Below are 21,861 nucleotides of genomic sequence, written 5' to 3' on the forward strand. Positions count from 1 at the left end.
CTTGAAAGGAAAGGATCTATGGTTTCTTCTCGCCCACTCCACAAGAGTCCAGCCATGCAACCGAGGGAAAAGGTCGAGTACCAATGCCGTGCCAATCTGAATCTCTATGATTCCCCGAAATGCGACACCCTCGCAACTCAAGCGGCTGCGGGACGCCATTTACGGATCGTTCCACTCGATCCCCAGCGTCGGGAACGGGCGGGGATCGAGGCGATTCCGGTGCGCCTGTGCGAGGATGACTATCCCGGCTGGTTGAAGCCGGAAGACGGCCAATATTTGGAAAAAGTGGCGACGCCTTATCGGGCGATCGCGCGATCGCGCGAGGAGATCGAACGGCATCTCGCGGCGATCCTTGCTTTTACCGAAGGGGCCAAAGCAACCCCCAATTATTATCTTTGGGGAGGTACCCTCGCCCCGAATTACGATTGTTCCGGGTTGATGCAAGCGGCGTTTATGAATGGGGGTCAGATTTGGCTGCCCCGAGATGCCTACCAGCAGGAAGCGTTTACGGAGGCGATCGCCCTCAAAGACTTGCAGCCCGGGGATTTGGTGTTTTTCGGCGAGCGCGACAAAGCGACTCACGTGGGTCTGTACCTCGGCGACGGTCGCTATATCCACAGTTCGGGAAAGGAAGGCGGACGCAACGGGATCGGGATTGACGTGCTTTCGGCGAAGGGCGATCGGGTCAGTCGCTTTTATTTCGCCCAATTACGGGGCGCGGGTCGGGTGATGGCGAGTTATTTACCGAAAAAATCCGGCGATCGCCCGGCGCGGACTCAAAATCCCTCCCCCGGAACTCCATAAGCGCTCGATCGCAGGCGATCGTCCGAGGGGGTGGCCCGGTCTTCGCGAGGGGTCACCAGAAACAGTTGCAGGTTGCCCAAATCTCGATATTCGCGGACGGTAAATTGACGCTCGACGGCGGTTTTTAGGGGTTCGCGATTGTCTCGAATGATATTGGCGGCAATCCAGAGACGGGAGGAAATCGGCGGGAGGCGATCGAGCCACGTAGCGATCGCGGCGGCGTCGAGATCTTCAATTAATGCCTCCCGTTCGACGATCCCGGCAGAACCTTGGTAGTAGTGGTCCAGGGGCAACCGGGGCCGGGTATGTTGGATCGCCCAAACGACTACATCCCCGGGTTGTTCTTGGGATTCGATCGTTTCGACGAAGGTGCGGTAGTCGGTGCGATCGTCCACGGTGTAGTAGTGGTGCAAGCCGCCACCGACGGCGATTAGATAGGCAATGGCGATCGCCGCCGCAGGAATCCGCCATTGTCGCCACAACCGCGTCCATCCCGCCGCGAGCAACACGAAGGCAAAGGGCGCGGCGAACAGTAAATAGCGCGTCACCCACAAGGAGAGCGAAATTTGGGAAAAAAGGAAAATTTCGCCGATGGGGATGGCAAACCACGCTAACGGCCAAAATAAGCGCGAATCCCGATGTTTTTGCAGGAGGGCTGCACCCGGCAAGGCGACCAGAACCACGGTAAATAGTTTGTAAAAGTTGGCGGCGATCGCGTCGGACTGTACCGCAAACGGCCACACGGCGTAAAACTTGAACAGGCGCACCAGATCGGCGACTCCGGGAGATCGGCGATTGGCGACGTGATCCGATTGAGCGTATCTGGAATCGGGATCGATCTCTTGCAAGGTCGTCAACAAGGAGGGCACCCACAGGGCGCCGAGGACGACAAAGGCGACGCCAAAGGGGATGTAGGTGCGCGGTCGTTTGCGGTAGGTCCATAAAATGATGGCGGCGTCGGCGACGGTCAGGGTGACGTTGAGGGGAACGGCGAGCATCGCCAACCAGCGCAGTAGGATCCACGCGCCGATCGCCCGGGGTTGGGGTCGTTCTAAGGCATAGGTGAGGGCGAGACTGCCCGCAATGCACAGAAAGGCGCTCAAGATGTACATTCGCACTTCTTGGGCGTGATTGATGACGAGCGGCGACAGGGCGAATAATAAGGCGGCGATCGCCCCTTCCGCTTTGCCCGCGATCCGACAGCCGAGCCAATAGAGTAAAACGACCGCCCCCAAGCCGAATAATACCGACAGGCTTCGCAACCACGCATCGGAGGTTCCGAACTGAACCCAGACGCTCAAAAGTATGTAATAAAGCGGGCGCAGCAGGTTTCTCGGCGGTAAGCCGCGACCGTCGCGCACGTCGCCGAGACTGATGAGTTCGTCAATCCAGAAGCTTTCGTCGTCAATTCGATAAAAGAATAAGACTGCGGCGATCGCTACAATGATGCCGATGGGCAACCATGGAGCGATCGTCTGTTTTTGTCTGAATTTATCCAAAAATACGGGATGATTTGAGTTCATCGATCTCACGGAGGTGTTGCAAGGATCGCCCCATTGGGGTGCGGGTTTTCACGGGGTCACTCGAAGCTGGCGAGGCGGGCGATCGCCCCGGGTTGAAGCGCGCTCGCTTTATCGAGATTTGCGCAAATGATAACCGATTTTTTGGCCGAGATAATAACTGCCCACCAGGGCAGGAGTGAGAATTAAAATTTCGCGCAAAACTCCGAAGAAATTATGCCAACTTAGAATAGCGTCGAGCATTCCTAAAGCCGGATCGAAATAGTCAAAGCGGGCGAAAATGGCGATCGGAAAAGCAAAATAATCGAAGGAGAACGGCCACAAGGCTTGCACTCCCGTGGGAGGGAAGGGATCGGCAACGAGCATGTCGAGCAGAATATGGGAAAGATACAGTCCCCCGGTATAAACTCCCCAGAGTTGACGCGGTTTCAAGGCGCGAGATTTGGCGATCGCCCAGACCGATCCGGCGATCGCGATCCCCACAAAAATACTGTGGGTTGCATCTCGATGAAATTCCGACGGATCGCCGTATAAGATTAATCCCGGGAGAATATCGAGGTCCGGTAAATTGGCGATCGCCACGCAACTCGCCAACCACCAGCGACGTTGTTGGGGTGGGATTCGTTCTCGACCGAGTAAAAATCCGCACAGTCCGGCGAGGGTATGTCCGACAGGAGAAGGCATAGGCGATCGAAAAAATAGAGTTCAACTTAACTTTTGAGGGGTTCGGGGAGCTATAAGTCCCGCGCTGTATACGAAGCATCAGCGTCGGGATCCATGGACTCCCCGAGCTGGTCTCATCCCCACCCTACGGGAAGGGCCAAGCCCTACGATGGGGATGAGACCAGCATTTACAGGCAGCTATAGCCTTTGGTAAACTCCGGCTATGCTGACCATGAACTACACTTACCGAATCGATCCAAATGTCGTACAGCAGGCTGAACTGCGGTCGTGGCTTGAGACGTGCAGAGGCGTATATAACTACGCTTTACGCGAACTCAAAGACTGGATTGCTTCTCGTAAGTGTTCGGTAGACCGATGCTCGCTGGAAAAGGAATACATCATTCCCGCCGATGAGCCATTCCCGTCTTACCATCGTCAGCAGAACAACCTGCCCAAAGCAAAGAAGCAATTCCCGCATCTGGGTAAGGTACATTCTCAGGTGTTGCAGACCACGATTCGCAGACTGCACGATACCTGGGAAGCATTTGTGAAACGGGGACATGGATTCCCGCGTTTCAAAAAGTTCGGTCAATTCAAATCCTTTGTATTTCCCCAGTTCAAGAACAATCCCATCAATGGCTTCACAATCAAGTTGCCCAAGATTGGGGAAGTGCCGATCGACCTGCATCCCCCCTTCGCCCCCCTTTCAAAGGGGGGTTGGGGGGATACAGGTAAGGGTATTGTCGAGGGTGCGAGGAACACAATGGTATGTCGTCGTCACCATTGAATCGGATATATCGGTTCCCGATGCTCCAGTTCACGGTCGGGCAATTGGGATTGACCTGGGATTGGAGCGATTCTTGACCGCTTCCGATGGCTCTTTCCAAGAGCGCCCTAAGTTTTTCAAGTCGATGCAACGCAAGCTGAAATTGCTGCAACGCAGAGCGGCTCGAAAACAGAAGGGTTCTCAAAACTGGGAGAAGGCACAAATCGAAGTGGCTAGAATGCACCATGGGATTGCGAACCGTCGTCAAGACTTCCATCTGAAGACGGCTCATCAGCTTTGTGACCGGGCACAAACCATCTTTGCAGAAGACCTCAACGTCAAAGGCTTGACGCGAGGGATGTTGCGAACAGATTGTGTAGATGCTGCCTTCGGACAATTTCTGTCTCTGACGGAATGGGTGTGCTGGAAACGGGGGGTCTACTTTGCTAAAGTCAACCCCAACGGCACCAGTCAAGTCTGTCCATCCTGCTTTGCTACGGTCAGCAAAGGGTTGGAAGTCAGAGAGCATCATTGTCCTGAGTGTGGATATCGAACGCATCGCGATCGTGCCGCAGCAGAGATGGTTTTGCATCGTGGACAAGAAAACGTAGTAACCCAGGGACTCTGGGGAACGGAAACCGCCTGTCAAGTCGGTCTGTCGGGGGTCGATGACCTAGATAAGTGGCGTGGGGCAGGAACACCCAATCGTGAGGTTGGGAAGCCCGCGCTCTAATCTTTGATTCAGCGTCGGGAGGATGTCACGGATTGTAATAGTTCCAATTAGTTTTACTACGGCGGTAATGGTCTTGAGTCCACAAGGACGGGCGATCGGGATTCGGGTTGGGATCCGGGTTTTGATAGACCCGTAATCGATTGCCATCGAGGACGATAATTTCTTCGCGCCAATCGCCGGAAACGTCCGCCACGTAAAGGCGATCGGCTCGTTCGCGTATTTTCAAGACAAATTTGCCCGAAATCGGCTCGAACAAGGCCACATCTCCCGATCTATGCCGTTCTTTGGCGGCGGCGAGTTCTCGCTGTTCCCCGGTCCAGTGGATCGGAAAGATGACTTCGACCCCACGCAAGGTCCAGCCTCTCGGGGCCACATTGGCCATCTCGTATTCGCCAATGAGTTCGCCGTTCGCATCAAAGATAAACGGTTTTTGATCTTCGTTATAACGACTGCGCGCCCAAATTTCCAAGCCGGGGCGATCGGGATCGAACTCGCCAACGGCAGTATTTTGGGGTTCTTGGTGTTTGTAGTGAGTTTGCCATAAGAGGCGATCGCCGTTGTAGAGAAAAACGCGATTGTCTCCGTCTTCTTCTAAGGCGACCACTTCCAATCCCGGTAGGTCGGGGCGAACGTCGGCGACGGATAACGCATCGATATGCCCTTTAACCGGGAGTTTGACCGAGATTTCCCCGTCTGGCGAAACCGCGATCGCCCCTAAAACTTCGTGTTTTCCGTCATTGTCGAGATCGGCGAGGCGGGCGCCGTTATGGGCGTTGGCGATAAAATCATCCCGAGTCCAGAGCGGTTGGGGATTGTCGGCGCCGAGCAAGTCCTCGATCGCGTAAGCGGCCAAATAGCGACCCATGCGATATCCTAAAGCGTTCGTCGCCTGTAGCAACAGATCGCGATCGCCCTCGCCGCGAAAGTTGGCGATGACCAGGTGTTCCCAGTGGCGCGCTCCTTCTGGAGAGGTGAGAGTTATACGCTGTTGCGTTTCCCCCGTGTCCCCCCGCACGACGTGCACAATATTATTGCTGTTTAAAAATAAAACTTCGGCGTTCCCGTCGCGATCGAGATCCCCAACTTGAACGCCTGCTGCGTGTAACCCCGGTAAACCTTGAGTTTCAGCTTTTCCGCTCAGGTGGATGTCGGTTTCTTTCACCCAGAGTTTTTCGCCGGAATTGTCATACACTGCCAGATAACCGGGTTTGGTCACGAGAAAATCCCGGCGATCGTCATTGTTGACATCTGCGACAATTAATCCCCCCGATCTCCCGCTTTCCTCCGGTAAATCTAAGGCGATCGTTTGCGGTTCGATCTCGGCGTAGGGGAGATCGACCCCTTGGGTGTAGGTATTGCTATGGCGCGATCGCCACAGTCCCAGCGCACCGAGGAAGAGAAAACTGGCGATCGCAAGCGCAATCCATTGCGGTGTTTTGACCCATTTTTTAACCATGATACTGATTTAAACTCGCTCCAAAAACGGATGATTTAAAATTGCAACTCTATTTTATGTTTCTATTTTAAAGAATTGGAGAAATTAAGTTAATGAAACATCTGCTATCCCGTTTCAATTGGTCTTATCTCTACGCGGTCGTCGGCGAAGGAACCCTCGCACTGACCTTCGTTCTTTACGTCCTGCTCGCCCGCGTTCTCGGTCCGGAAACCTATGAGATTTTTGCGGCGGCAGTTGCTTTAGGAGCCATTTTGTCATTGTTTATGCAATTTGGATTTCCTACATTAATCAATCGGGAAGTCGCCGCCAATCCTATCGAAGGCTCGAAATTAACCGTTGAATTTTTACTGATTCAACTGATATTTGCCGCGATCGTGGCGATCGCCCTCTGGCCCGTGGCTAAAACGTTGGGATTTGAAGGAAAAGGCGCGATTGTTTGCTATCTCGTGCTTTTATCTGAAGTCGATCGCGGCGTAAAAATGACTTTGCGATCGGTACTCCGAGGTAAAAGTTGGTTTAGAACGGAAACAATATCCGTGGCGATCGAACGCTCTGCCGTGGTCGTTGTCGCCCTATTCGTTTTATTCCAAACTAAAAATTTAATCTGGGTTGTCACGTCAATTGTCATTGTTCGCAGCCTCGATATTGTCGGTTTATTTTGGTTTTTGAATTCTAAAACCAGGATTTATTCTCGTTTTAGTTTAAACCAGTTGCAGCACTCAATTCGGCGGGCTTCTCCGTTTGCCGTTTCCGGCATTTTATGGATTCTTTACTATCAAGTCGATGTCGTCATGCTCAAGGCGATCGGCGCCGTCGGACAAGCGGGATTTTACAGTGCCGCCTATCGGGTGATGGAGATTTTTTCAGCCTTGCCGAGAGCAGTTTTTTATGTCATTTTTACGCAATTAACCCGATGTCATGCCAATAGTCCCGAACGATTACCCCAAGAAATTTATAAAACCACTCGTTTATTATTACTGGTTGTTTTTCCAGCAATTTTGATGGCTGGCTTCGCTCAAAAAATCCTCATCGATCTACTATATGGCGATCGCTATTCTGCTTCGGTTGAATCTCTGGCGATCCTGATTCCCAGTATTAGCATCAATATGTTTGCGACCCTTGCCGAACGATTGTTACAAGCCACGGGACGAGAAAAATCTTTACCGCCACTGTTGCTGACGACCGCAATTGTGAATCTGGGAATCAATGCGATTCTGATTCCATGGTTGGGCGGAAAGGGAGCGGCGATCGCCACGTTATTAAGTGAATTAATCTTGTGTGTTTTAGGTTTGATTTTAATCGGCAAAATGGGCTACAAACGACTCGCAAAAAACATGATTTTACTGGTTGCAATCTCCTTGTTGATGGCTTCGATTCCTTCATTAATGCTTTATCAAATCATTTCGGTTTCTGTCGGCGCGATCGTCTTATTTTTGGGGGCAATCTCCTTGGTTTTGCGGATGCGACCTCGATATTTTGTCGGTCATTCTCCCTCTCGGGAAGCTTCCTCATAGTTTCCATTTCTCATTTTGATAACTTTTGCAGGAACGCCGACGGCGATCGCATATGCTGGAAGCGATCGGGTCACCACCGATCCGGCGCCAACGATCGCGTCATTACCAATCTTTACCCCATCCAAAATCGTCGATCGCGCCCCCAACCAAACATGCGGTTGGATGATAATTCCCCCTTTGGGATTTAAGCCTTGTAAAGCAATCGGAATGTCAAGGCGATCGCAATGATAAGAAACGCCACCGAGATAGCTGTAAGGGCCAATTAAACTATCCTCGCCAACGGCGATCGTATTATCCCCGACGGCATAAATACTTGAATTAGCACCAATCCCAACGCGATCGCCGAGCTGAATATTCCCTTGTTTACACACCAGTCGCGTATTTTGTCCGAGAACCACCGAATCGCCGATTTTAATCCCAGAATTGTCCCCTCCTCGCCCATCTAAAACACAACCGTCGTCAATGACAACTCCTCGACCCAACTCAATTTTTTGAGGGTGTCGAACGGTGATATTTTTACCAAAAACAACCCCTCGACCTACCCTTTTCAATAAGGATTTGTAAAACCTTTGCCGCAATAACAAGCCCAAGGCTCCGGGCATCGCTCCAAAAATCGAGCAAATCAACTCGTATTTGAAGGTAAACCACAAACTTTGAGATCCGACAACAACCGCTTGATATCGGCGCAACCCAGAACTCGATTCATCGGTAATTTGATTCTGAATTTTTTTCGTTCCCATGCCGATCTCCACTTTTTCAACTATCGACGGGTCCCTGTTACGATTGAATTAGAATTGAATGGCCATTCAATCTTGAATTCGCGTTTTTATTCAGGTTTTTCCCCTCGACCGTCGATAAACAGTTGCGCCCACAGTTCGGTTAAAATTGCCGTCCACAAACGCATCGATCGCTCCGAACTGTACAGTCCATTCTTGGGACGTCGGCGCAAGTTTTCAATTTCTGCGACGGAAAAAAAGCCGCGCGATCGCACCCGCTCCGGTGTCAGAAATTCCGTACAGATTTCGTCTAATACGTCACTAAAAAGGCGATCGTATTTCATCGCTTGAGGAAACTTCGGTCGGTTTAATACCGCAGGGGGTAACAACGGCTTGACGGCTTCGCGAAAAATATGTTTTTCCCGCCACCGATAAATCTTGTAGCGTTCGGGAATTGCAAACGCATTGTCGATCAGATCGAGATCGAGAAATGGCGATCGCACCGTCACGCCGTGGGCAATGTGCAGACGTTCCGCCTTGGGCAACCATTTGCCCACACCGTTGACCACTCCGGACTTGAGGACGGTGTTGAGTAACTCCGGTTGTAAGGGCGGGATCGACTCTACGGGAGGCGCCACCTGCACGCCTTCGATCGCGGGCGCCGGGGCATCGGCACCGCGATAGTACGCCCAGTGCAATGCTTTGCCCAAAAGGGTTTGGGGCGGGCGACTGGTTTGGGTGTAACTGTAAAACTCCGTCAGTGGCGTCTTCAATGGCGGCAACCATTCCATTAATTTGACGAGTTTGTGTTTGGGCATCCCGCCGTACAAGCCATCGGAGGCATACCCGGCGAGTACGACATCGACATACTCGGCGGCTTTCCCTGCGGTGACAAACTTTTGTACGGTTTCGCTGCGGGCGATCGGGTCTTCGAGATGCCAGACGATCTGGGGTAACAACGGGGGAATATCGTGCGGAGTTACGTAAATGGGGTGACGATCGCACCCGATCGCCTCTGCCACGATCGCCGCCGTCAGAATTTCCGGATCGGATTCCCCGTAACCGCAGGTAAAAGCGTGCAAGTGCAGGTCGGGACGGACTTTGCGAATCGCTGCGGCGACTGACGCCGAATCGACCCCGCCACTTAAGGTGACGCCAACCTGGCGGTCGAGATCGGCGGTTTGTCGGCGCACCGCTTCTAAAAAGATGTCTCGCACTTCTGCCGCGCGATCGCCCCCGGTTTCCCGCGCCTCTACCGTCAAATCCCAATAGCGATCGGATCGGATTTTGCCCTGTTCGTACTCCAAGCAATGCCCGGGGGGAACGGCAACAATATTTTCAATTAAGGTGCGATTCGTCGGTGGATATTTTGTATATTGCAGGGTTTGAAGGGCCGCGCGATCGGCCACGACGGGCAGTTGGGGAATCGCCAGCAATGCTTTGTATTCCGAAGCAAACGCAAATATACCATTTTGGTGCCAGTAGTATAGGGGACGCATTCCGACGGGATCGCGAACCAACCGCAAGAGGCGGCGATCGTCGTCCCACAATGCCAAAGCAAAATCGCCGTTGACCCGATTAAAAATCTCGTCGCCAAATTCCCGGAATCCCTGTAATATTAAAAGTTCCGGGCGATCGCCTATCGGTGCGATCCCGCGATCGGCCAGCATTTTTTGTAATTCAAGTGCATTATAAATATCGCCGTCGGCGACCATTGCCCAATGGCCGAGGGTCAGCCTCCCGGTGGCTTCGTGCGAAAGCCATTCCCCGAGGGTCACCTGCGAACTCACCTCAAAACATTGCACCCTATGCCCTCGGTGTTGAAGGCGCCTTCCCATTGCCGCCACGACCCCAGCATCGAGATCGCCGATCGTGCCAAAAATACCACCCATGAATGTTGCTCGCCTCCGGCTTTCTTAACTGTCCAAATATCCCTTTTCTCGATACCATCGAGCTGTTTTTGTCAATCCTTCTTCCAAACCAATTTTCGGATCGTAGCCTAACTCTTTCTTGGCTTTTTCGATACTAAAGGCGCGATTTTGACGGAACCAATCGACCCGACGGCGAAACAACGGCGGATCGATTCCGGGAAACGGTTTGTACACCATTTCGGTGATTAAAGCTGCCGTCCAAACAGGCCAAAATGGAATGTATTGAATCTTTAAATTGATTTGCAAAACTTTGGCGATCGCCGTGACTAATTCGGTTAGGGTATAGTAATGCTCGTCGGCAATTAAATAAACTTCTCCATTGCCGCGATCGGAGTCCGCCGCTAGTTGAAAGGCATCGACTAAATTATCGATATAAACGGGGTGGTAGTGCGCCCGACCCCGGCCACACATGAAAAAGCGACCTTTATTGACTAATTTAAACAAAATTAAGAAGCGTTCCGGATCCCCCGGCCCGTAAATTGCGGTGGGACGAAGGGTGACAATTTTCATCCCTCGATTCAAAAATTCGGGAATAACTTTTTCACCTTCATATTTCGTATATTGATAGTAATCTTCTGGGGCGATCGGGGCATCTTCCGAGGCGGGTTCTTGTTTGACATCGCCGTGAACCCCGCAGGTACTACAGTACACGAATGTTTTTACTCCATTTTCGAGCGCGGCATCGAGTAAATATCGAGTTCCTTCAACGTTGACATTCCAATACACTTGTTGGGGTAAGTTGACCTGCCGAAAAGCGGCGGCTAAATGGTGAACTGTATGGCAGCCTACGGTGATTTTTTTGACTAATTCGCGATCGCTCACACTACCAATATGGATTTCAGCGCCCCGATTTTTTAAGTCTTCGTAAAATAACCCTTCTTTATTGTCGAGAATGACCACTTCGTTGCCTCGGTCTAACAGGCGACGGCTTAAATGACTGCCTGTAAAACCCGTTCCACCTGTTACTAAAATTTTCATATTTTTTGATAATTAATTTCTGCTTTTTTTACGGTATTTTAGCTCGCGATCGCCTACCCATAGATCGGTTCGAGATTAGTTATTTTGACCGGAAAAAGCGGCTTGTTTTCGACCGCGATCGCCCCTCTCCAGTTTAATGACTTGCGTTTTAACGATCAGCATATAACCCGATCGCCAAAATAACAAGTTATCTAATTGCGCGATCGCCCAAACGATCGGATAAATCAGAGAATAGAGTTTAAATAACTTTTGATAGCGAGCTAAATCGTTGCCCGTCACGATCCGACCTTTTTGAGAAGACTGCTGTCCTTTTTTCAGCCAGTCGATCGCAAAAGTTAAGACGGTATCGACGAATTCCGAGAAAAACTTAGAATAGGTTTTCGCGGCAACCATCGAGAAGCGATCGCCCAACAATTCTCGCAAACTTTCTACGGTGTAACCGTGGCGGACGTGACCGTGTTTTTCATCGGTTTGTCCGATCGCCAGTCGCAGTTTTCTCAAGCCACTATTTTTGACGAACGGAACGTTAATAATCAGTTCCCCACCGGGTTTGAGAATGCGCTGTAGTTCCTCTACGAACTCGCGATCGCTCTCGATATGTTCCAGGAAATCGATAATGACCGCGCGATCGAATTGATTATCTGCAAATGGCGTCTTTTTTCCATCAATTTGAAAGACATTATCGCCGACTAACTCGCGAATGGAGCGCACGGCATCTGCTTCTAAATCCGCACTTTTCCACTCGCCTCCCCGTCGTCTGAATAAATAACTGATAACGCCATTATCCGCACCGATATCCAAACAGTGTAACCCCGTACAGTTGCCGAGTAACTCGGTTATTTCTCGATATTTTCTCTGTTTGAGAACGGATTTTTCAAATAGTCGAATTGGCCAATGTTTCTCTGTCATCTTGCTCCGAGCGATCGTCTAAATTGAGGTTATAAATGGCTTCAACTTGCTGTAATTGGGTTTGAATTTCTCGATCGGTCCATCCCAGTTCTCGCCCCATCACCCGGGCGCAACGCTCTAAAGGAGCCTTTCCGGGATGTCCGAGACTGCCGAGTCCGGTTCGCCGCACGACGGTATCGCTCAATTGCACGGCCATTTCTGCGCGAATGGCATGGCGCACTTGGGCGTCTAAAATGCGGTCGCCATCGGGAGTTGTCCCCGCCTCGTGCAGCAGTTGCGGCACCGCCGTGCCGTAGTGATAGATTAATTCGCGCATTGTATCTTCCGCCACGGTTTCGGGGCGTCGGACGCCCTGCACAAACGCCTCGAAGCGGTCGATCTGACCGCCTTCTAAGGGCGTGAAAGCCGATTTTGAGGGAACGGGCAGCTCTCCCCACCCTCGGAAAACGCGATCGATCGTCTTGACGGCGACATGGCGAGCGGTTGTATATTTAACGCCGACGGCGCAGTAGAGTCCATCATATCCCATGTTACTGACGTACGGATGTTGGGCGATCGCGGGTTCCCTATTGTGAGGATCGATGCCCGTACTCGGCAACAAGCCGCAATGTACGAACGAAACATCGCCCAAAGTCAGCCGTGCTGGGGAATACGCCCGATTGATGTCGTCGAGTAACTGTTGAATTTCGCCGGGGGTGGCTCGCAAGGTATCCGGGGGGCGATCGCACGGAAAATAGGCCGTCCCCACGATCGATTTACCCCGCCAGGGGGCCACGAATAACAAGCGACTGCTTCGATCGAGGGGCGCCCGTGGATCTCGGGACGGGGGCCGACTCGATAAACCGACGGCATAATCGCTGAAAAGCGGGCGGGTAATGAGGTTGATGGCTTTTGCCAAGGGCATGACGGGAGCCGAACCGCCGAGCCACTGTCGGAGGAGATCGACCCACGGCCCGCACGTGGCAATGGTGGTGCGGGCGCCAATCTCGAACTCGTTGCCGGACAGTCGATCGCGGGCGCGCACTCCTCTGACCTGCCGACCTTCGCACAATAATCCCGTCGCTTCGACGTAATTCGCGACGATCGCCCCTGCCCCGACCGCAGACTGTATAAATGCGAGGGGCAGACGTTCGGAGTTATATACTTGGGCGTCGTAGAAAATAGCGGCTCCGGTGAGTCCGTCCGGATTCAGTCCGGGGGCGAGTTCCAAGCATTGCGACCGCGAGATCGTGCGACCGTTAGGGAGATATTTTTGCGGGTCGAGTCCGATGTTGCGATCGCAACTCACCCCATCGTTAATCGCTAAGGCTAAACTCAGAATCGGTTTCCCTTTCATTCCCCATCCGTAGGTCGGGACTAATACCGGAAGGGGATGCACTAAATGGGGGGCAATTCGCATCAGGATTTTACGTTCGGCGATCGATTCCCGCATCCGCTTAAAATCCCCGTGTTGTAAATAGCGCAACCCGCCATGAATGATTTTTAAACTATTCGCTGAAGTTGCACTACAAAAATCTCCTCGTTCGATTAAAGCTACGGATAACCCGCGTGATGCTGCTTCCCACACCATGCAAGCACCGTAGATTCCCCCGCCAATGACGAGAATGTCAAAATCTTTTTTGGTGAGGTTGACCGGATTTCTGTTCATGATGGTTGGTTCGACTTCTTTTGTTCGTTGAAGCCTTCGTTAATGGTCTTAAATTTTTTAAGCTTGGATCGCCCTTGGCGGACGAGCTAAAATTTCGTATTTGAGGCGATCGTACAACCCATTTAACTGCTTGCGAAAAGCACTGTAAGTATGCTTTTGCTGGATTAACATTTTTCCGGCAATTCCAAGTTTTAAACGTAGCACAGGATCGTCGATCGTACAAATCAATCCTCGGGCAAAATCTTTGGGATTGGGTGGCGCGAGCATGGCGACGTGGCGATCGAGTACTTGGGTATGGGTCGGTAAATCTGTGGCCACAACTGCTTTCCCGCTATCGAGATAAGAATAAATCTTCATCGGCGTATTTTTTCCCTTGATACGCGGGGAAACTAAAATATCAGCTTGTGAGAGATAGTTGGCGAGTTGGTTGCTCGGTCGAGAACCGAGAAAATGAACTTTTCCCGTTAACCCCAGGCGATCGACTTTCTCTTGATATTTAGCAATATCCGACACTTCGCCGCCGACGATCGCCAAGTCGATCGCTTCCCGTTCTTTGATGACGAGAGAAAGACTTTCTAAGAGAAGATCGATCCCTTGATAACTTTCCAAATTACCGACGTACATCAACATCAGATTGCCGATTTTGAGGTCGAGTTTTAAGTTTTCTTGACTGGGATTTGTCTCGGGTTTTAATAAGGAAATATCGGGCAGCAAGACCACTTTTTTCGGTCGGTATCGGTCAATATCGTCGGCGAGCGCTTGGCAGACAGGGACGACGACTTGAGCGTTTTTGACTGCAATTTTCTCAAAAAACTCTAAAATTGGTTTAATCAATTTAAGCCATGAATATTTTTCAACCATCTGTTGCACTAGAGAGGAATCCATATCGTAAATGTAGGGAATCCCCGAGAAAACTTTTAGCACTAATGCAATAAAGACGGTTTCTTCAACGGCATGGACGAGGTTATACTGTTTTTTGCAGGTTAGTTGAATAACTTTTAGAAGCACGAGGGCGTCATAAACTAATTTTTTCCAAGAAAAACCAGGACGGACATGGTTGACAAAGGGAATGGCTCGGGTTCGATAGAGTTTGACATTTTTGTAATGGACGTCTTGACCTTCTGGATAGGTCACGACATCGACGCGATCGCCGCGTTCGGCGAGGACTTTTAGCACCATATTATCGGCGATCGGCGAGCCGCGATCTTGAAAAAATGGATGGGGAATTAAAAATAAAATATGCAACCCTTGAAAAGGCTCTGGATCGGGTTCTGTATGGCTAACCCCTGGATTGCCAACTTTTCTACTTTTAGAAGAGGGCGGCAATTTTTTGGTGTTGTCATGAGGATGGCGAGCTAATAATTTCATGATGTTAAAGGCGAATAGTTGATGAAACAGAAGGTTTTAAGATCTCGAAAATCTATGTTGAGATCGCGTCAGTTTCAACAGCACGGGAGACCCGAATCGATCGGTCAATCCTACATGTCGGCAAAGTTGTTCTAAAGTGGCGCAAACTCGGGGAGAGTTAGCGCTTCGGTGGATAACCATCGGTAAGCAAAATTGCGGATAACGATCGCCGAACTCGAAGCCGCAAGCTTGGAAAATTTCTAAAAGATCGGTTTCTTGAAAACAGGCGAACGGTCGCGTATTGCCTTCAATTTTTCGCTTCAATTGGAATAAGTAAGGGGCGATCGCGTTGATACTTTTGAGACTGGGATAGTCGATTATGACCGCTCGATCTGCCACGCGGCTCAGTTCGGTTAAGAATTTTTGCCATTGCTTGACATGAGCTAGCAATCGATAACTAATAACGATGTCGAACGCCCGATCGCCATAGGGTAAATCGAGGAGATTTCCCACTTGAAAATCGCATTCGCCGCGATCGCATAATTGTGCAATCTGGCGTTTACACGCTGCATCACTTCCGAACACCGTGACGCGATATCCACGACGGGTTAAGGGTTCGGCGAGTTGTCCGTGTCCTCCACCGACATCTAAAATGCGAGCGTTAGGATAAGGTGCGAGCAGGTCTAAGGTGGCGCGTTCCTGAACCTGTAGCAACCAATCGCCGATTTTTCCGCTAAATCGCCGCGCGTAGTCCTCCGAGGATGTTTCAATATCTGCAGTTTCGGGAAAGTCCACCAAGGCGCTCACCTCTGAGGTTTGACGACAAACCACGGTAAGACTCAACTGGACGGAGTTAAGACAACGAGCGATCGCTCCGGGGAAGGAGAAAGATTGTAATACACAAAATTTATATTATGTTTTTATGGGATGGCGATCGCTTTTGCGAACAGTACGGATTCGTCAAACAAAATGAGATATTTTAATTCTCGCTTTTGGAGATTCGGGCTGATTCCAAGTCTTTCGGCGATCGACGGTTCGCTTTTGTCCGTTTTTCTTCCGTGGATCTACTTAGATTCTTGCAGCTATGCCCGATCGCTCGCAATAGCGCTACGGTAATTTTATCAAATCTTTATCAATTTTCAGCCCTCGCTTTATTTAAGCTTTATCTAAGGTGAAAGGCTGTGCGATCCTCGGAGCTAGATCGATCGCCGGGTCGAGTGGCGGTCGTTGAAAATGGGGGCGGGGGAACCGATGAAAGGGGTCAACAACGAAGCCATTGTTTACCGCTATTTTTAAGGGGATGAGATCGCCCCGATCGGGCTGAAAGATTGAGAAATGTTACGAAAACGGGGCTGAAATGGGGAAAGATCGTTAGGGCAATCAAGACGGTAGCGAACTGTTTTGATGGCGGTCGCGCAACGGGTTCGATATCGATGTTTTGGAGAAAAATCGAACAGGTTCGCGGCGGCGATCGCCCGCTCCCGCCGGAAGAAATACTCTGCGAATGTTCCGAGATCTCAACTCGATAATTTATCCATCAAATTTATACATCGATCGCCCGTGGCGTTGAGGGAGAGGGGGAAAGCGGGCGATCGGCAAAACCTAGGCGATCGCCAAGCTCTTATGCGAAAATTGACTGCGATCGAGCATTACCCTGGGAATCAGCGCCCCACCTCAAGGGCGGGCGTTCGCGTGCGCGACTCCAAAGGAGGATCGCCGATCGCCTCTCATCCCCACCGCCAGTGAACCCCCATATTTTCCCTAACATTCTCAGTGATGGACGCTTCCCTCTTTGCCTCGGTACCAGGTGACTCGACACAGCCCAACGATCGCGCGATCGAGATTTCCGTCGTCGTTCCCATTTATAACGAAGTCGAAAGTCTGCCTCACCTGATCGAGGCGATCGCTTCCGTAATGCAAGCCAACCCCCACACTTACGAAATCATCTGCGTCGATGACGGATCTCAAGACGGATCGGCCCAATGGCTCAAACAGACGGCCCGAGAGCGTCAAGACCTCAAAGTCATTATCCTGCGCCGCAATTACGGTCAAACCCCCGCAATGGCTGCCGGGTTTAACTACGCGCGCGGTCGCGTTATCGTGACGATGGACGGCGATTTACAAAACGATCCGGCAGATATCCCCTTACTCGTCAACAAACTCGCCGAAGATTACGATTTAGTCAGTGGATGGCGCAAACATCGACAAGACGACCGACTCACGCGCTTACTTCCGTCTAAAATTGCCAACTGGATTATCGGACGGGTTACCGGAGTGCGCCTGCACGATTACGGCTGTTCTCTGAAAGCCTATCGCTGCGAACTGGTCGCGGATATGAAACTCTACGGCGAACTGCACCGCTTTTTACCTGCTTTGGCGTTTATTGAAGGAGCCCGGATCGCCGAGCTTCCGGTCAGACACCACGCCCGCAAATTTGGCTACAGTAAGTACGGTTTGGGGCGAACCTTGCGGGTGGTGATGGATTTGCTGACGATCGCCTTTATGAAGAAATTTCTCACCCGTCCCATGCACGTGTTTGGGGTGTTCGGGATTATCTCGATCGCCTTGGGAACGGCGATCGGTCTTCACCTGACCTTTATTAAACTTGTTTTTAATCAGAGTATCGGCGATCGCCCCTTACTGTTGCTGGCTCTGTTATTACTGCTGGCGGGGGTGCAACTGTTTTGTTTTGGCTTACTCGCCGAATTGTTGATGCGAACCTATCACGAGTCTCAAAATCGTCCCATCTACCGGGTTCGCGAAGTGATCGGCGGTTGTGCTTCCGAATCCGAGTGAGGCGCCCCTCCTATCGCCCACGAGATCGCCCCCGTCGAGGGCTTAATATTGCGTTACAAAAGTGCGTGCGGCACACTAGAAAGAGAGAGACGGACTGAATCGATCGCCGTCTCGCCAGTCTTTTCAATCCAGGAGCCCACCGCTTTGAATGCTTTCGAGCAACTCGAACCGAACCGACGCAACAGCTTAACGATCTTATTTGGTTCCGGTTTGCTGTTTTGGGCGAGTATCGCTTCTTTGCTGCCGACCTTGCCGCTTTACGTCGAAGATCTCGGCGGAACCAAAGCGCAAATCGGCTTGGTGATGGGTGCCTTTGCCCTCGGCTTATTACCTTCCCGTCCTTGGTTGGGGCCGTTAGCGGACCGTCGCGGTCGCAAACTGGTCTTGTGGATCGGGGCCGCAGTAGTGGCGATCGCCCCGTTGGGGTATTTGGCGATCGACTCGATTCCCCTGTTGATGGTCTTGCGCGCCTTTCACGGCATTAGCATCGCCGCCTTTACCACCGGATATAGCGCCCTGGTGACCGATTTATCGCCGCCCCAGCGTCGCGGCGAACTGGTCGGCTACATGAGTTTGGTCAATCCCCTCGGGGTGGCGATCGGTCCGGCAATCGGGGGGTTTTTACAAGCCTCCCTCGGCTATACGCCCTTATTTTTGATGTCTTTTGCCCTCGGATCGTTCAGTTGGCTGACCTTATTCGCCGTCGAGGAACCGCCGCGAGAGGTCGCCGAAGGCGCAGGCGATCGCCTCGATCCCGAACGGTCGGAATCCTTTTGGCGGCTGTTAGCGAGTCCGCAAGTGCGCATTCCCAGCTTCGTGATGCTCACCATCGGGTTAGTATTCGGCACGATCGCCACGTTTATCCCGCTTTATATTAAATCGGCCAATATCGACTTAAATCCCGGCTTTTTCTACACGGCGGCGGCGATTGCCAGTTTTAGCCTGCGCCTGTTTACCGGACGCGCCTCGGACCGCTACGGACGGGGATTGTTTATTACGGGAGGGTTGATTTGTTATTTAGTCGCCATGCTGGGCTTGTGGCAGGCCCATTCGCCCATAGATATTTTAGGGGCCGCCTTTATTGAAGGCTGCGGCGCCGGAACCTTAATTCCGATGATGGTCGTCCTGATGGCCGATCGCTGCCAACCCCACCAACGCGGTCGTTTCTTTGCCCTGTGTATTGGCGGTTTTGATTTGGGAATCGCCCTCGCCGGACCGATTCTCGGGGCGATCGCCCAAGATGTCGGCTATCGCAATATGTTTGGAATTGCTGCCTCGATGGCGGCGATCGCCTTGGTGACTTTTGTCACCCAATCGAGTCAAACGGTAAAACAGTCGGTTCGATTTGCCTTGGGGCGATCGGTCGATGTCTACGCGGTCAAAAACGGGTTGTAAAACCGCACGAGTCGGCGGGCATCTGGCGGCGACCTTCCAAAAAACTAAAAAGGTCGAAGGCGTAAACCTTCGACCTTTTGTTTTAAACTTACAATGCTGACGGGCTAGGAGGGATTCGAACCCCCGACACCGTGGTCCGTAGCCACGTGCTCTAGTCCACTGAGCTACAAGCCCTCGCGCAGAAACTATATTAACATACACTCCCCGGAAAATGGCAAGCGATTTGGAAAATTTTTCGCAAAATTCTCAAAACCCAGAGCTACTGAGCCATCTAGACGCTGCCGGACAGGTGCAGATGGTGGATGTTTCCCAAAAATCGGCGAGCCGACGGGAGGCGATCGCCGCCGGACGGGTGCGGGTCAATCCAGAGACCTTTAGGGCGATCGAAGCGGGGAACGCCCCGAAAGGGGACGTGCTGACCACGGCGAAACTGGCGGGAATCATGGCAGCGAAACAGACCGCCCATCTCATCCCCCTGTGTCATCCGCTTCCCCTGCACAAAATCGAGGTGGAACTGAATCCGGATCCCCAACTGCCCGGATATCAAATTCGGGCGCGGGTGGTCACCCAAGCGGAAACCGGGGTCGAAATGGAAGCACTCACCGCCGTATCGGTAGCGGCTTTAACCTTGTACGATATGGCCAAAGCCCTAGACAAGGCGATCGCGATCGAATCGATTCGCCTGATTCGCAAAACCGGAGGCAAAAGCGGCGACTTTGATGCCGAATCAACTCAACTGTATTAGCGGGCTTTGGGACTCATATATTGTTTGAGAACATCTTGTCCTCGGCGGACTAACTTTTGGGAACCTTCTATCATGAGTAAATAGCCGCCTTGACGTAAATGATGGTGGTAGACGCCGACCGTGCTGCCTTCGGTTAAAAAGCTCAACAAAGCGCCGAGGACGGCACCGAAAAACCCGCCGACGATCGCGCAGGCGGGAATCACCGAGAGTAAGTGGAAGTCGAGGGGATAGTCAAAGCCCCAATGCCAAACCGCCACCGCCAGCAGGGCGATCGCCGCCCCCGAGGTGCCGATACGGACGGCAAATTGACGGGCTTTCGCAGTCGCCATCGGCCACGGTTCGAGCAAGCCGATCCGTTGCGGCGAACTGTAGCCTTCACCGACGATCGCCAAATGTTCGGGAGAAATCCCACAACTTTGCAGAACTCGGTAGGCCCGAAAGGCCGCCGTTTCGTCCGGGAGGGGGACGATCGCCAAATAACTATGGCGTTTGCGAGGATTGGAGGACAGGAGGCGCGAACGAATCACAAAACTTTCCGGGTGTGCGGATAAACAATCTCTGTTTGCATTCTATCGTTTTAATTGCCGAGGGGCTTGCAGTAGTCCCTAAGTCCTTCGCTATCATCTCCGATCTAGCCTCGAAGGATGTCACAATGGGGGTTAAAAACAGGGTTTAAATTTCTACCTAAAGTTCTTTAAACTTACTCACTTTTTATATTCAAATCAAAATTTGAGTAAGTTTAGAAGGACTGAAGCCGCAAAAATCGCGGATTTCACCATCTCCATTGTTTTCTGCTAGTCTTTATGGTAGCTGAACTTAGCCGAACAAAAAGAGGGTTGAGGAGTTCAAAAAAGTCAGTGAAAGGCTTGAAGACCAAGCTAGACTTAAATAACCGACAACGAACGCTGATGGCGAAACACGCAGGAGTCGCTCGGCACGCTTGGAATTGGGGACTCGCTACCTGTAAGGAAATATCAGAAGCCGGAGGTAAACTGCCAACCGCCATAGACTTACACAAAAGATTAGTCGCCGAGGTAAAACGTCAGAATCCTTGGTACTATGAAGTTTCCAAATGTAGCCCTCAAGAAGCGTTGCGTCACCTCAATAAAGCGTTTAAGCGAGTTGGGCAAGTCAAAGGAACAGGTTTCCCCAAGTTTAAGAAAAAGAAGGTCAAAGATAGTTTTTACCTGGAAGGAAGCATTAAAATTTCCGGCGATCGGGTGAAGCTACCTCGGATCGGTTGGGTAAAAAGCCACGAACAGTTACCGCCAGTCTATCCCAAAAACGTCACGATAAGTAAACGAGCAGGGGACTGGTATATTGCCTTTAAAATTGATTTTGAACCCCAGGCCACACCAAAAGTAAGAGAGCGGATTGGGGTGGACGTAGGAATCAAAAAGCCACCCTGAGCGATGGTAAAATCTATCCCAATCCGAAAGCCGATCGCCAGGCCAAGAAAAAACTAGCCCAACTCCAGAAAGAACTAAGCCGCCGTCAAAAAGGAGGTAAAAACTGAGAAAAAACTAAACTCAAGTTAGCTAAGGCCCACCGACGCATCGCCGATATGAGAGCCGACCATCTACACAAGTTAACAACTTACTTAGCCAAGAACCACGGTGAAGTAAAAATCGAAGACTTAAATGTGTCAGGGATGCTCAAAAATCACAAGCTGGCTGGTGCGATTGCAGATGGTGGGTTTGATGAGTTCCGTCGTCAGCTTGAGTATAAATGCGAGTGGTATGGGAGCAAATTAACGCTGATTGACCCGTGGTATCCCAGTTCGCCGATCTGTTCCAACTGCGGACACCGACAAACAATGCCCCTGCACAAAAGACAGTATGATTGTCCGAGCCGTCACGTCTCACTCTTATCGTGACTTAAATGCGGCAATTAATGTAGAAAACGCGGAGAGCTCAGCCGTGTAAGCCTAGTGATGGAAA

General features: G+C 51.4%; 19 protein-coding genes, 1 tRNA gene and 1 pseudogene. 9 read left to right on the forward strand and 12 right to left on the reverse strand.

Features of this window, described 5'->3' with window-relative positions; translation table 11 throughout:
* Positions 1-18 precede the first annotated feature (18 nt).
* Entirely contained in the window at positions 19-804 is a 786-nt protein-coding gene (locus tag JJD41_RS08315) for a C40 family peptidase (protein WP_200665515.1), read from the forward strand.
* Here the strand turns inward: JJD41_RS08315 and JJD41_RS08320 are convergent.
* Positions 777-2,327 (reverse strand): glycosyltransferase family 39 protein, encoded by a 1,551-nt coding sequence (locus JJD41_RS08320; protein WP_200665516.1) that lies wholly within the window; start codon positions 2,325-2,327, stop codon positions 777-779. The two genes, JJD41_RS08315 and JJD41_RS08320, sit on opposite strands and share 28 nt — an antisense overlap.
* A gap of 108 nt (positions 2,328-2,435) precedes the next feature.
* Entirely contained in the window at positions 2,436-3,008 is a 573-nt protein-coding gene (locus tag JJD41_RS08325) for a metal-dependent hydrolase (protein ID WP_200665517.1), read from the reverse strand.
* A gap of 202 nt (positions 3,009-3,210) precedes the next feature.
* Here JJD41_RS08325 and JJD41_RS24695 point away from each other — a divergent pair, with 202 nt between their 5' ends.
* Together JJD41_RS24695 and JJD41_RS24700 are read left to right on the forward strand one after the other, a co-directional pair.
* A complete protein-coding gene (locus JJD41_RS24695) occupies positions 3,211-3,774 on the forward strand; it encodes an RNA-guided endonuclease InsQ/TnpB family protein (protein ID WP_234488546.1) in 564 nt (187 codons plus the stop codon).
* Positions 3,737-4,486, forward strand: coding sequence for an RNA-guided endonuclease InsQ/TnpB family protein (locus JJD41_RS24700; RefSeq protein ID WP_370583760.1), 750 nt, complete (start codon positions 3,737-3,739; stop codon positions 4,484-4,486). The genes JJD41_RS24695 and JJD41_RS24700 overlap by 38 nt, the downstream gene beginning before the upstream one ends.
* A gap of 25 nt (positions 4,487-4,511) precedes the next feature.
* Here the strand turns inward: JJD41_RS24700 and JJD41_RS08335 are convergent, their stop codons facing one another.
* Positions 4,512-5,942, reverse strand: coding sequence for a rhamnogalacturonan lyase family protein (locus JJD41_RS08335; protein WP_200665518.1), 1,431 nt, complete (start codon positions 5,940-5,942; stop codon positions 4,512-4,514).
* 92 nt (positions 5,943-6,034) lie between these two features.
* Here JJD41_RS08335 and JJD41_RS08340 point away from each other — a divergent pair, with 92 nt between their 5' ends.
* Entirely contained in the window at positions 6,035-7,456 is a 1,422-nt protein-coding gene (locus JJD41_RS08340; RefSeq protein WP_200665519.1) for a flippase, read from the forward strand.
* Here the strand turns inward: JJD41_RS08340 and JJD41_RS08345 are convergent.
* The 7 genes from JJD41_RS08345 to JJD41_RS08375 all read right to left on the reverse strand — a co-directional run bounded on the left by JJD41_RS08345 (position 7,426) and on the right by JJD41_RS08375 (position 15,828).
* Positions 7,426-8,196 carry a DapH/DapD/GlmU-related protein gene (locus tag JJD41_RS08345; RefSeq protein WP_200665520.1) on the reverse strand — a complete coding sequence of 257 codons (771 nt, stop codon included), beginning with the start codon at positions 8,194-8,196 and terminating at the stop codon, positions 7,426-7,428. The two genes, JJD41_RS08340 and JJD41_RS08345, sit on opposite strands and share 31 nt — an antisense overlap.
* Positions 8,197-8,282: 86 nt before the next feature.
* Positions 8,283-10,064 carry an asparagine synthetase B family protein gene (locus JJD41_RS08350; protein WP_200665521.1) on the reverse strand — a complete coding sequence of 594 codons (1,782 nt, stop codon included), beginning with the start codon at positions 10,062-10,064 and terminating at the stop codon, positions 8,283-8,285.
* Positions 10,065-10,088: 24 nt separating this feature from the next.
* Complete coding sequence (locus tag JJD41_RS08355) at positions 10,089-11,081, reverse strand: NAD-dependent epimerase/dehydratase family protein (protein ID WP_200665522.1); 993 nt, start codon at positions 11,079-11,081, stop codon at positions 10,089-10,091.
* A 75-nt stretch (positions 11,082-11,156) separates the two neighbouring features.
* Positions 11,157-11,990, reverse strand: coding sequence for a class I SAM-dependent methyltransferase (locus JJD41_RS08360; RefSeq protein WP_200665523.1), 834 nt, complete (start codon positions 11,988-11,990; stop codon positions 11,157-11,159).
* Entirely contained in the window at positions 11,956-13,638 is a 1,683-nt protein-coding gene (locus tag JJD41_RS08365; protein WP_200665524.1) for a glycerol-3-phosphate dehydrogenase/oxidase, read from the reverse strand. The genes JJD41_RS08360 and JJD41_RS08365 overlap by 35 nt, the downstream gene beginning before the upstream one ends.
* Before the next feature lie 57 nt (positions 13,639-13,695).
* On the reverse strand, positions 13,696-15,006 hold the full coding sequence (locus tag JJD41_RS08370; RefSeq protein WP_200665525.1) for a glycosyltransferase: 1,311 nt from the start codon (positions 15,004-15,006) through the stop codon (positions 13,696-13,698).
* Between the two features lie 36 nt (positions 15,007-15,042).
* Positions 15,043-15,828, reverse strand: a complete 786-nt coding sequence (locus JJD41_RS08375) for a class I SAM-dependent methyltransferase (RefSeq protein ID WP_234488548.1) — start codon at positions 15,826-15,828, stop codon at positions 15,043-15,045.
* Positions 15,829-16,608: 780 nt separating this feature from the next.
* Here JJD41_RS08375 and JJD41_RS25265 point away from each other — a divergent pair.
* From JJD41_RS25265 to JJD41_RS08385, 3 genes are all read left to right on the forward strand, one after another.
* A complete protein-coding gene (locus tag JJD41_RS25265; RefSeq protein WP_255547251.1) occupies positions 16,609-16,731 on the forward strand; it encodes a hypothetical protein in 123 nt (40 codons plus the stop codon).
* Positions 16,732-16,761: 30 nt separating this feature from the next.
* Entirely contained in the window at positions 16,762-17,781 is a 1,020-nt protein-coding gene (locus JJD41_RS08380) for a glycosyltransferase family 2 protein (RefSeq protein ID WP_200665526.1), read from the forward strand.
* A 144-nt stretch (positions 17,782-17,925) separates the two neighbouring features.
* On the forward strand, positions 17,926-19,176 hold the full coding sequence (locus JJD41_RS08385) for an MFS transporter (RefSeq protein WP_234488549.1): 1,251 nt from the start codon (positions 17,926-17,928) through the stop codon (positions 19,174-19,176).
* 100 nt (positions 19,177-19,276) lie between these two features.
* On the opposite strand, the gene JJD41_RS08390 is transcribed toward JJD41_RS08385, so the two are convergent.
* Positions 19,277-19,350, reverse strand: a tRNA-Arg gene (locus JJD41_RS08390).
* A 37-nt stretch (positions 19,351-19,387) separates the two neighbouring features.
* Between JJD41_RS08390 and moaC the strand changes: the two genes are divergently transcribed.
* Positions 19,388-19,921, forward strand: coding sequence for a cyclic pyranopterin monophosphate synthase MoaC (gene moaC, locus JJD41_RS08395; protein WP_200665527.1), 534 nt, complete (start codon positions 19,388-19,390; stop codon positions 19,919-19,921).
* On the opposite strand, the gene JJD41_RS08400 is transcribed toward moaC, so the two are convergent.
* A complete protein-coding gene (locus JJD41_RS08400; RefSeq protein WP_200665528.1) occupies positions 19,918-20,448 on the reverse strand; it encodes a hypothetical protein in 531 nt (176 codons plus the stop codon). The two genes, moaC and JJD41_RS08400, sit on opposite strands and share 4 nt — an antisense overlap.
* A gap of 276 nt (positions 20,449-20,724) precedes the next feature.
* On the opposite strand from JJD41_RS08400, the pseudogene JJD41_RS25680 reads away from it, so the two are divergent.
* Positions 20,725-21,846: pseudogene (locus JJD41_RS25680) on the forward strand (RNA-guided endonuclease InsQ/TnpB family protein).
* Positions 21,847-21,861 lie beyond the last annotated feature (15 nt).

The sequence above is a fragment of the Oxynema mangrovii CENA135 genome (genome assembly GCF_016632315.1).
GTDB classification, from domain to species: domain Bacteria; phylum Cyanobacteriota; class Cyanobacteriia; order Cyanobacteriales; family Laspinemataceae; genus Oxynema; species Oxynema aestuarii.